This is a genomic window from Candidatus Thermoplasmatota archaeon (genome assembly GCA_029907305.1).
GTDB lineage: Archaea > Thermoplasmatota > E2 > DHVEG-1 > DHVEG-1 > JARYMC01.
In genome coordinates this window covers 1-9,929 of sequence record JARYMC010000059.1, presented here as the reverse complement: position 1 = coordinate 9,929, position 9,929 = coordinate 1, and the positions used below count along the sequence as shown (strand labels likewise).

The following is a 9,929-nucleotide window of genomic DNA, read 5'->3' as shown; positions in this document are numbered from 1 at the left end:
GCGTACAACAGGCTACCCAGCCTCAATTATCACCCAGATGATAGCTGATGGGACGATAAAAGAACGTGGTGTGTTCTGCCCAGAAGAGATAGTACCATGTAAACCATTTTTTGGTGAACTCAGAAAAAGAGATATTTTTATTAGCAAGAAAGTAAACTGAATGGTTTATAAAGAGAACTCGTTTCTTAGGGTTGATATATGGGGATTAGTTTTATCAAAAAACCTTGGTCAGATGAGGAAAACCTTGCTTGCTTAGAGGATCATGTTAGACGATGGTTTACATCTAAGTTTAAAAACTTGACTCCACCGCAGCGTTTTTCTTTTAAACTTATCGCTGAGAAGAAGAACATTTTGATCACTGCTCCTACTGGTTCTGGTAAAACATTTTCTGCTTTTATGGTTATACTTAGTGAACTGTTTAGATTAAGCAAGGAGAATAAACTTGTAGATGGTGTTTACTGTGTTTATGTTAGTCCGTTGAGAGCTCTGAATAATGACATTTATAAAAACCTTATTTCTCCTCTCGAGGAGATTAACAAATTTTCTGGAAATGAGCTTAACCGTATCAGGGTTAGCATAAGAACAGGTGATATATCTTCTTATGAAAAACAGAAACAGTTACGTAAACCTCCGCATATACTAATCACAACACCTGAGAGTCTTGCGATCATTTTGAATTCTAGGCGTTTTGTTGAGAAATTGAAGACTATTCAATGGGTGGTTATAGATGAGATGCATGAGCTTGCTTCTAACAAAAGAGGTGTTCATCTTAGCCTGAGTATAGAAAGACTTAGGGAGGTTGTTGGCAGAGATTTTGTCCGTATTGGGCTAGGGGCAACATTATATCCTTTGGAAGAAGCTGCACGCTATCTTGTAGGCTATGAAAACGGTAATCCTAGGAGTTGTAGGGTTGTTGATGTATCATGGTTTAAACCGTTTGATCTTAAACTTGTTTGTCCAACAGATGATATAATATATACTGATGCTGACGAGATGAACAAGTTGATGTACGACGAGCTGGACAAGGTGATAAAAATGCATAAGACGACCCTGGTTTTTACAAATACTCGTTCAGGCACAGAACGTGTTGTTCATCATCTAAAAACCACAGGGGTGCATGATGAGGAATTAATAGCGGCGCATCATGGTTCTTTATCACGCGATACAAGGTGGGACGTTGAAGATAAACTAAAAAAAGGGTTACTAAAAGCAGTGATCTCATCAACCAGTTTGGAGTTAGGCATAGACATCGGTTTCATAGATGTTGTTGTGCAGATAGGGTCACCGAAATCTGTTACCAGATGCGTGCAACGTATAGGTCGAAGCGGGCATGGTTTAGAAGATACCGCAAAAGGAATAATCATAGGTATGGATAGGGATGACCTTGTGGAATGCGCTATCATGCTTAAATGCGCGATGGAGCGAAACCTGGACAAAATAAGGATACCACATAACTGCCTGGATGTACTAATACAACACATCGTTGGTATGGGTTTACACAAAAAATGGTCAGTTAATGAAGCATATAAATTAGTGAAAAACAGTTACTGTTATCATAACCTTGACTACAATCTCTTTATTAAAGTATTACACTACATTGCTGGGCATCACGTTGATCTAGAAGACAGAAACATCTACGGCAAGATATGGTTCGATGAAAAAGAAGGAGTATTTGGAAGAAGAGGTAAATACACAAAAGTCATCTATTACCTCAACATAGGCACAATACCAGATGAGGTAAAAGTGGATGTTTACACAGTCGATAATAAAAGATACGTTGGAAGCATCGAAGAAGAGTTCTTAGAGAGACTAAGGAAAAAAGATATCTTTGTACTAGGTGGGAAAACATACGAATTCAGATATGCTCGTGGTATGCACTGCTTCGTCAAAGAACAAAAAGAAGAAACACCAACTATACCAGCTTGGTTCTCAGAACTACTGCCACTGAGCTATGAACTAGCAGATGAGATAAGAAAATTCAGAGAAAAAATGTTCATCGCAATGAAAAATAAAAACCAGGGTAATGTAGCTAAACTATTAGAAGATCTACCAGCTGATAGTAGATCAAAAAAGGCTATCCAACAATACTTCAAAGCACAATATCAGTATCTCAAAAATATTCAAACAGCAAACAAAATTATAATAGAGAATACCAGGGATTTAAAAAACCGTAAACTCATAATTTTCCATGTGCTATATGGGAGAAGAGTAAATGATGCTATATCTAGAGTTTTTGCTATAATAATTGGGGAAAAAATTAAATCAGATATTTTAACAACAATAAACGATAACGGTTTCTCTCTTGTATTACCGAAAGATAAAAAAATTGATATTAAAGAGGTTATCAAAGAAATATGTGAAGTAAACATCGAAGAACTTTTAAAAAACAATATCCGTAGAACAGAGTTGATGAAACGACGATTTAGACACACTGCTTCAAGGAGTTTTCTTGTACTAAGAAACTACAAGGGCCATAAAATAAGTGTGAGAAAACAACAGATAAACTCTCAGACATTGTTAAACGTGTGTGAGGAGATAGACCAAGATTTCCCAATTGTACGTGAGACATACCGTGAGATACTAGAGGACATCATGGATATAGAGAACACAAAAAAACTAATAAAAGATATAAAAACAGGTAAAATCTCTATTGAGGTAGTAGATACTCCTGTTCCTTCACCGTTTGCCCATAACCTCATAGTCTTAGGTGAAGCAGATATTGTGCTTATGAAAGACAGACGACAAAGATTAATTGAGCTACATGAAGCGATGATGAAAAAACTATGATAAAAAAATTATTTGATAAAATAAGAATCATTGAGCCGTTCCCAGCCATCTACATCGACGATCTTGATCTCATAGTAATAGCTGATCTCCACCTAGGATATGAGACAGCTGCTACAGAAGAGGGTATGTTCATACCGAAGATACAATACAAAAAAATCGTCGGGGATATAAATGATATTTATGGGCATATAAGAGCAAGTCGCATTCTGATCAATGGCGACGTTAAACATGAGTTCTCAGAGACAGGATATCATGAATACCACGAGGTCAGCAGTTTTTTTGATTACCTTAAAAATATTTTCGAAACAGTTATTGTTATAAAAGGTAATCATGACAATTTTATTAACAGAATCACTAAGAAACATAATATAAATTTATATAAGGAATTCAAAGAAGGAGATTTCTATTTCACCCATGGTCATCAAGATATTAACTTGAGTGATATTAAAGAAAAAAATCTTGTACTCGCTCATGAACATCCATCATTAGGGTTATACAGTGATATAAACGTGAAAGAAAAAATGAAAAGCTTCCTATACGGAAAAATTCATGATAAAAATCTGTTGGTTTTACCCGCTTTCAGCTATTTTGCTCAAGGCATCGATGTGAACCTTGTAACTAAAACAGAGCTACTATCACCATTATTAAGGAAAATAGATATCGATGCTTTTAAAGCAATTGGTATAATTGAGGGAGAAAAATGTTTACCTTTCCCTAGTATAAGACAGATGAGAGAATTATATGAGCGGCAATAAAGATTTTTTAGATGCAAAAGAACAAGCGTTGCAGTCATTAGAGGAAGCATATGCTAATAAAAGAGTGGATGAGCTAATCGTTCCTATACTAAAAATAATAAATGATTCCAATAAATACTACACCTCAAGTAGTTGCGCAGGTAGAATTGTTCTCCTAGAGATACCCTCAATTGGTGATAAAAAGAACGCTAGATTCGTAGGTATATGGCATAGAACCATAAAACCCAAAGAGTTAATGTCTAAGGTTAAAGAAGCTGAAACTGGTCTGCTATGGATACTAGCTCAACCACCTATATTACATATCTCTGCAAAAACAGCCATAGCAGCAGATAAAATGGTGAAAATCGCTAATGCTAGTGGTTTCAAAAACTCTGCTCTAAAATCAATTGGTAAAAAAATAGTTGTTGAGGTTTGTAGCACAGAACGGCTTGATGCTCCTATCGGAAAAGATGGTGTTTTATTTTGTAACGACGAACATCTACATCTTTTGGTGGATATCGCAAACGAAGTTATAGAAAAATCCATGTTGAAATTAAATAGATTCGAACAAGAAATAAAGAAATATTTAAGTACTAGCAAAACAACCACATCTTAAGAAGATGGTAAATAGAAAAAAACTTGGCATAACATTCATATTCTCATTAGAATTCTTTTTGATATCACTATTCTTATTAGTTGCTTACATTATCAGGAATGGTTTTATCTCGCTTTTAAAAGAAAATCCCTACCAATTTATCCTAATAATACTAGTAATAAGCCTCTCTATGGCAATATTTTCTTTCCACAAAATAATAGCTGATATAAGATACGAGATTAACGAAGAAAGAAAAAAAGAAAAAACAGTTAGAGACTATTACAACTATTATCGATCCTATACCCCGCCTGATATAAACAACTAGTTAAGAGTAGGTATGTAACAGCCAGGCTTCCTTTGGTATCTTCTCATATATCTTGTATTTATCCTCTCTCTGTTTTCTGTACGCCTCTTTTTTTATAGCATCGTTGTTAAAAGACCAGTAGTATTTCCTTATCCATTTACCTTTTTCTTTGAATTCTTCTCTTCTTAGATTAAGTAGCCTTTCTTTTTGTAGCTCATAAAGCAGGGCACGTGCATACTTATCTATGTTCATGTCTTCGACTTCTTTTCTTCCTCTAAAAATTTTTTCTACTGTTTTTGCTAGTTCTATCGCATCTTCTTTTTCCATGCCAAACCTGTTTTTTAAGGCTTTCATTAGTAGTATTTTCATAGTTGTTTTCACCACTATATCTTGTTTTGTGTTTTTCTTTATAAAGCACTTGTTGTACAATTGTTATCAGATATATTTTACAGTTGTTATCAAAACCTGTTTTACCGAATTCTTTAAATCCAGTTTGTTTATACAGTGGTTCAAAAATATAGGGAGTGAATAATTTATGACAAAACGTGTCTACAACTTTTATGCAGGACCTGCGACTCTACCACTTAATGTACTTAAAAAGGCGCAGGAAGAATTATTAGATTTCCATGGAACAGGAATGTCTGTTTTGGAAATATCTCATAGATCAAAACAATACGATGAGGTACATAAGAAAGCATCCGAACTGCTCAGGGAACTAATGGGCATACCCAGCGACTATAAAGTATTATGGCTTCAGGGTGGTGCCTCAACCCAGTTTTTTATGGTACCATTGAACCTACAGATACCAAGTAAACATATGGAGTATGTTAATACTGGTGCTTGGGCAAAAAAAGCGATCAAAGAAGCAAAACTATATGGTGAAGTAAAAATAGTTGCATCATCTGAGGACCAAAACTTCTCGTATATACCAACTAATGTACAATTTAGTAACAAAGCAGCTTTTGCTCATATAACTGGTAACGAAACAATAGGTGGAATAGAATGGCATGAATGGCCAAAGGTACCAGATGAGGTTCCTTTAGTTTGTGATATGTCCTCTAATTTTATGGACAAGGTTATTGATGTAAAAAAATTTGGTGTGATATACGCCGGTGCTCAGAAAAACCTTGGCCCTGCTGGTGTAACCGTTGTTATAGTACGTGAGGATCTAATCAACAGGGTTCCTGAGAATACACCAACTATGCTTAAATGGAAGACACATGCGGAAAAAGACTCTTTATACAACACACCTCCATGCTTCGCTATCTATTTATGTGAACTTGTTTTAGAGCATCTAAAAGAATTAGGTGGAATACCAGCCATTGAGAAACATAACCGTAAAAAAGCAAAAATGGTTTACGATGTAATAGATAAATCAAATGGTTTCTACAAAGGTGTTGCAAAGAAAGAAAGCCGTTCACTTATGAATGTTACATTTAACCTTGCTACACCAGAGCTTGAGGCTAAATGTGTTGAAGAAGCAAAAGCAAAAGGTTTAATTGGTTTGAAAGGTCACAGAGACGTTGGTGGTATGCGTGCTTCTATCTATAATGCTATGTCTATAGAGGGTGTACAAGCACTATGTGAGTTTTTAGAGGAATTTAAAGAAAACAACCAATAACCTCTTTTTTTACTTTTTCTTATTGACATTTTTACAGAATAGGTTTAAATACAATTAATGATAAATAATTATCATGGTATGGGATATCAATCTGTTTGTGGGTGGAGAGAACTATAATGAATAACAAAATTATGGTTGTTGATGATGAAATTGACATACTAAAATCTTTGAAAAACATTTTTGAAAAACAAAGATACGAGGTGATAACAGTAGAAAGCGGAGAAGAGTGCTTAAGACAACTAGAAAAAGGTTTCAGGGGCATAATACTGATGGATATAATGATGCCAAAAATGGATGGATGGGATACAATAAAAGAGATAATCAAACGAGATTTAATAAGAGAAGTAGCAATAGAAATTATCACAGGTAAAGGAACAAAAGACCACCAGAAACTAGAAGAACTTTATCCATATATATACGACTACTTAACAAAACCAATTGATATCAAACAGCTTATAGAAAGCGTAAGAAAATGTGAAATATACCTAGACGCTAAAAAAAGTAAGATAACAACAGGAACATAACATAATAAATTTTCATACAATTTTGTCAAACTTGATATTTTTACAATTTGTCATTTTCTCTAGATATCTTTAAATATTTTCACTAAACTCACAGCATCAACATCCCATCCCTATTTAGATAGGTCTGGATCACATACATATACCTCCAGATTCAAGGAATCTAGTTCATTCACCAATTCCCTGCTTTTTTTGATCCAGGCCTAAATTACTCTTTAGCAAGTACCTATATCTCTTAAAATATATTATTAAGAATACTCTTAAGTATATACTAAAATATATATTTTTTGGATTCTAAAGATTACACACAATCAATATCAAAAATCACCCAACTTCCTAATTTTAACATTTTTCAACAGTTTCTGAGCAGTCTCCCAAGAACGCCTTGTATGAGGAGGCAGATCCCCATACTTATCAACCCAAGCTCTAAGAAAATTCATAGTAACAGGATCAGCTGGATAACCACTACCCAAAGGAATACCTAATTTCGGCTCAAGCTCCACCGCTATCTTACGCACATGCTCATCCCTAACAGTTTTAGCAAGAATAGAAGCAGCACCAACTACAGGATAAATCTCATCAGCCTTATGCTTAGATATAATCTCTGGTTTAAAAGACAACTTAGATAATATATCCTTACCAAAACATTTATCGTCTACATCCGCGGAATCAACATAACAAAAATCTGGTCTCAACTTATCTATAATTCTACTAAAAATATTAACCTCCAACTCATTCAAAGTCATAACCTTGCGCAAATCATCTATATCAGATGCAGAAACCACTACTATCTCATAAGATACTGCATTGGCTTTTATCTTCTCAGCCAACATCTCCCTTGTTTTTGGTGTACACTTTTTCGAGTCACACACATTATTTTCTTTAAGAAAAACATCGTTTTCAAAAACTACACCAGCAACAACAAGAGGCCCAATAACTGGACCACGACCCGCTTCATCGAGACCACCAATCATCTTAATCTAGTAATATATCTGGGTAAAAAGATGTTACGGAAAAAACAATAGGCAATTTTTTAATACCAAACCATATTCAAACACAGGATGCCGCCGTAGCTTAGCCTGGTAGAGCAGCTGATTCGTAATCAGCAGGTCAAGGGTCCAAATCCCTTCGGCGGCTTTAAGCCAGTTAATTTCCTAAAATTAGGTAGAGAATCAACAAAAAATTTCAAAAAAAACCTGCTCTTACTCCTTACTTGTTTCACATACAGAGCATAAACTGAGTTCAACACTCCAGTAGTCAACACCCTCTACACCAAACCTTTTTTTACATTTTTTACAAATCATATTTTTGCCTTCCCTCAGTTTACTATTTTCAATGATAATATTTAGTGTTTCATCTTATAAAGACTTGTTGTACAACCATTATCAAAAAACAAATAAAAACCACAAAAATCTGTTTATTAAAACAAAACTATACTAGCATTTATTTAACGCTTTTTCAACACGATTTCTGAGATCCTTTATATCAAAAGGTTTAGTAATATAATCCTCAGCAGCAAGGCTACCCATACCCTTGCTCATAACATCATTCTTAACAGTAAGAAAAACTATAGGTATCATATTCCACTTAGGGTTCTCCTTTATCCTAGCTGCAACATCCCAGCCACTCATCTCAGGCATCATAATATCCAAAAGAATCAAATCAGGCGTATTAACATTTAACTTATCAAGACAATCCCGTCCATTAACCGCCCTGATGACTTCATATCCATCTAATTCCAAAATCTTCCCAACAGTAGTCAATATATCAGGCTCATCATCCACAATCATTATTTTTTTAGCCATACCTACAGAATTTACTCTTTTTCCTTCAGTATATTATCCACTCTACTAAGTAACGTTTCTTTATCAAAAGGCTTCATAATATAATCAGCAAGTCCCTCGTCTAGAAGCACTTGTTTCCTCTTATCAGATATCTCAAGAACACTCATAAAAGCCACTTTAACCTTTGGTGACTTCTTTTTGATTCTATTAAAAACATCCCAGCCACTCATACCAGGCATCATAATATCCAAAAGAACTAGATCAACGGTTTCTTTGTCAAGCTTCTTGAGGCATTCCTCACCACTATAGGCGGGTACCACATTATAACCACCCAGCTCAAGAACAGTTCTAGTAAGATCAACGATATCCGGCTCATTATCAACAACCATTATTTTTTTCATTCTTCATCTCTCCATCTTAAAATAACAACTGTAACATCTTTTACCGTATATCAATAACATGTTTTTAAATTAACGCATCCAAAAAATGTAAAAGATTTAAATCTGATAACCTCAATTACTAGAATCTAAATAGGGGAGGTTATCCTTAATTGAACTCAAACCAAAGATATACCCTAAAAGATAAACTTTTTGCGCATTTAGAAACATGGCGATTATATACTGTCATATGGTGCGGGCTCGCAAGCTTAGCAGGAACCTCCATAACTTATGGAAGTTTTCCTACCCTAAAAATCGCTTTACTCTCTTTATTCATCCCTATGATGGGTTGGATAGCAGGACTTTATCTATCTGATTATCTAGATAGAAAATTAGACAAAATACAAAAACCACATAGACCAATACCCTCTGGAAGAATCAAACCATCTGAGGCACTTATAACAGGAGTAATTTTCGCAATAACAGGATTCCTTCTATGTTTTTTACTAAATCTAAAAATGTACTCCTGGTCTTTATCGTAGCAGCACTGGTATTCTCATATGCAAAAATATCTAAATCTCGTGAAATATTAGGTAATCTAAATAGAGGTTTAGTAACTGTAGCTGCATATTTCTTCGGAGTGTTTTCAACTGGTTACTCTATATCTGAATTACCCATATACATCTGGCTACTAGCAATCATATTTCTCCTACACGATACAAACAGTAACTTAGTCGGAGCAATAAGGGACGTAGAAGGCGATAAAAAAGGAGGATACAGAACTATACCTGTTAAGTACGGAGTTAAGAAATCAGCAATTATATCAATAGTTTTAACGATAATTTGGTTACCCCTAACTCTTATCTTACCTTGCATATATAACTTTCTGAAGACGGAATTTTACTATGTCATGATAATAGATGTTTTGATCCTGATTTCCCTTTATATATACCTGTTTAGATCAATTAGTGATTACTCTAGAGAAAAAGCTTTGAAATATCATGAATTCTTTGTTTTAGAACGAATAACTTTAGCATCTGCCTTAATAGTTGGTGTCACCGACATCTACATTGCAATCTCTATCTATATTATTGCACTTACTGTTACATTTTTTTCTCAATACCTGCTAAGAAAAAGATATGAATTTATGGAGAAAAAATGAAATACGCAGTTGTTGGTCTTGGGGCAATTGGAAGTATAATTGGT

The 9,929-nt window shown here is 34.6% G+C and carries 12 protein-coding genes and 1 tRNA gene; 9 read left to right on the top strand and 4 right to left on the bottom strand.

The features are described from left to right. The 5 genes from QHH19_05290 to QHH19_05270 form a co-directional block, all read left to right on the top strand. A partial coding sequence (locus QHH19_05290; GenBank protein ID MDH7517739.1) for a saccharopine dehydrogenase C-terminal domain-containing protein occupies positions 1 to 160 on the top strand: 160 nt, incomplete at its 5' end. A 38-nt stretch (positions 161 to 198) separates the two neighbouring features. Then, the gene (locus QHH19_05285) at positions 199 to 2,787 is read left to right on the top strand and encodes an ATP-dependent helicase (protein ID MDH7517738.1); all 2,589 of its coding nucleotides are present in this window, start codon (positions 199 to 201) and stop codon (positions 2,785 to 2,787) included. Continuing rightward, entirely contained in the window at positions 2,784 to 3,542 is a 759-nt protein-coding gene (locus QHH19_05280; GenBank protein MDH7517737.1) for a metallophosphoesterase, read from the top strand. The genes QHH19_05285 and QHH19_05280 overlap by 4 nt, the downstream gene beginning before the upstream one ends. After that, complete coding sequence (locus tag QHH19_05275) at positions 3,529 to 4,137, top strand: hypothetical protein (GenBank protein ID MDH7517736.1); 609 nt, start codon at positions 3,529 to 3,531, stop codon at positions 4,135 to 4,137. The genes QHH19_05280 and QHH19_05275 overlap by 14 nt, the downstream gene beginning before the upstream one ends. Positions 4,138 to 4,141: 4 nt before the next feature. Next, entirely contained in the window at positions 4,142 to 4,441 is a 300-nt protein-coding gene (locus QHH19_05270) for a hypothetical protein (GenBank protein ID MDH7517735.1), read from the top strand. Here the strand turns inward: QHH19_05270 and QHH19_05265 are convergent, their stop codons facing one another. Then, positions 4,442 to 4,789 carry a hypothetical protein gene (locus QHH19_05265; protein ID MDH7517734.1) on the bottom strand — a complete coding sequence of 116 codons (348 nt, stop codon included), beginning with the start codon at positions 4,787 to 4,789 and terminating at the stop codon, positions 4,442 to 4,444. Between the two features lie 166 nt (positions 4,790 to 4,955). Here QHH19_05265 and serC point away from each other — a divergent pair, with 166 nt between their 5' ends. Continuing rightward, positions 4,956 to 6,041 carry a 3-phosphoserine/phosphohydroxythreonine transaminase gene (gene serC, locus QHH19_05260; GenBank protein MDH7517733.1) on the top strand — a complete coding sequence of 362 codons (1,086 nt, stop codon included), beginning with the start codon at positions 4,956 to 4,958 and terminating at the stop codon, positions 6,039 to 6,041. Between the two features lie 116 nt (positions 6,042 to 6,157). Then, entirely contained in the window at positions 6,158 to 6,565 is a 408-nt protein-coding gene (locus QHH19_05255; protein ID MDH7517732.1) for a response regulator, read from the top strand. Between the two features lie 314 nt (positions 6,566 to 6,879). Here the strand turns inward: QHH19_05255 and rnhB are convergent, their stop codons facing one another. Next, positions 6,880 to 7,536, bottom strand: a complete 657-nt coding sequence (rnhB, locus tag QHH19_05250) for a ribonuclease HII (GenBank protein MDH7517731.1) — start codon at positions 7,534 to 7,536, stop codon at positions 6,880 to 6,882. A gap of 89 nt (positions 7,537 to 7,625) precedes the next feature. Between rnhB and QHH19_05245 the strand changes: the two genes are divergently transcribed. Continuing rightward, positions 7,626 to 7,699 (top strand) — tRNA-Thr (locus QHH19_05245). Between the two features lie 299 nt (positions 7,700 to 7,998). On the opposite strand, the gene QHH19_05240 is transcribed toward QHH19_05245, so the two are convergent. After that, the gene (locus QHH19_05240) at positions 7,999 to 8,367 is read right to left on the bottom strand and encodes a response regulator (protein ID MDH7517730.1); all 369 of its coding nucleotides are present in this window, start codon (positions 8,365 to 8,367) and stop codon (positions 7,999 to 8,001) included. A gap of 11 nt (positions 8,368 to 8,378) precedes the next feature. Further along, on the bottom strand, positions 8,379 to 8,747 hold the full coding sequence (locus QHH19_05235; protein MDH7517729.1) for a response regulator: 369 nt from the start codon (positions 8,745 to 8,747) through the stop codon (positions 8,379 to 8,381). 472 nt (positions 8,748 to 9,219) lie between these two features. Here QHH19_05235 and QHH19_05230 point away from each other — a divergent pair, with 472 nt between their 5' ends. Beyond that, entirely contained in the window at positions 9,220 to 9,885 is a 666-nt protein-coding gene (locus QHH19_05230; GenBank protein ID MDH7517728.1) for a UbiA family prenyltransferase, read from the top strand. The last annotated feature ends 44 nt before the right edge of the window (positions 9,886 to 9,929 follow it).

Coding starts and splice junctions, on each gene's coding strand:
- QHH19_05285 (MDH7517738.1), top strand. CDS start 199: ATGGGGATTAGTTTTATCAAAAAACCTTGGTCAGATGAGGAAAACCTT.
- QHH19_05280 (MDH7517737.1), top strand. CDS start 2,784: ATGATAAAAAAATTATTTGATAAAATAAGAATCATTGAGCCGTTCCCA.
- QHH19_05275 (MDH7517736.1), top strand. CDS start 3,529: ATGAGCGGCAATAAAGATTTTTTAGATGCAAAAGAACAAGCGTTGCAG.
- QHH19_05270 (MDH7517735.1), top strand. CDS start 4,142: ATGGTAAATAGAAAAAAACTTGGCATAACATTCATATTCTCATTAGAA.
- QHH19_05265 (MDH7517734.1), bottom strand. CDS start 4,789: ATGAAAATACTACTAATGAAAGCCTTAAAAAACAGGTTTGGCATGGAA.
- serC (MDH7517733.1), top strand. CDS start 4,956: ATGACAAAACGTGTCTACAACTTTTATGCAGGACCTGCGACTCTACCA.
- QHH19_05255 (MDH7517732.1), top strand. CDS start 6,158: ATGAATAACAAAATTATGGTTGTTGATGATGAAATTGACATACTAAAA.
- rnhB (MDH7517731.1), bottom strand. CDS start 7,536: ATGATTGGTGGTCTCGATGAAGCGGGTCGTGGTCCAGTTATTGGGCCT.
- QHH19_05240 (MDH7517730.1), bottom strand. CDS start 8,367: ATGGCTAAAAAAATAATGATTGTGGATGATGAGCCTGATATATTGACT.
- QHH19_05235 (MDH7517729.1), bottom strand. CDS start 8,747: ATGAAAAAAATAATGGTTGTTGATAATGAGCCGGATATCGTTGATCTT.
- QHH19_05230 (MDH7517728.1), top strand. CDS start 9,220: ATGTTTTTTACTAAATCTAAAAATGTACTCCTGGTCTTTATCGTAGCA.